A 557-nucleotide genomic window follows, 5' to 3' on the forward strand; every position below is an offset into this window, starting at 1 on the left:
GTCCCTGCACCAGGTCGGCATGGCCGGCGTTGGTGATCGGCAGCGGGCGGCACCGGTCCGCAGCATTCGCAGGTGGTCCTGCGCAGCCGCAACGTGTGGGGTCCTTACGAGCCGAACAAGGACAACCCGATCCTGACCCAGCGCGACCTGGACCCGGGCCGCCCGCTGCCGATCACCAACGCCGGCCATGCCGACCTGGTGCAGGGACCGGACGGCAGCTGGTGGGCGACCTTCCTGGCCAGCCGCAACTACGGCGTGGACCACTACAACACCGGCCGCGAGGCGTTCGTGCTGCCGGTTACCTGGAAGGACGGCTGGCCGGTGATCCTGCCGCATGGCGAGAAGATCCCGTACGTGTTGCCGGGTCCGTCGTTCATGAAGAAACCGGTCGACCAGGCGCCGATGACCGGCAACTTCACCTGGCGCGACGAGTTCGACACCGTCGAACTGGGCAAGGGCTGGATGACCCCGCGCGTGCCCAAGACGCCGTGGTACGACGGCAGCGCGCCTGATCTGCGCCCCACCTAACCCCTTCAACACCCTCGCGCCGCCTCAGC

1 pseudogene is annotated in these 557 nt (G+C 68.6%); it reads left to right on the top strand.

The features are described from left to right. Positions 1 to 51 precede the first annotated feature (51 nt). A pseudogene (locus J7528_RS25670) lies at positions 52 to 528 on the top strand (family 43 glycosylhydrolase); the annotation flags it as partial. Positions 529 to 557: the final 29 nt, after the last annotated feature.

The sequence above is a fragment of the Caulobacter sp. genome (genome assembly GCF_017744445.1).
Taxonomy (GTDB): Bacteria; Pseudomonadota; Alphaproteobacteria; order Caulobacterales; family Caulobacteraceae; genus Caulobacter.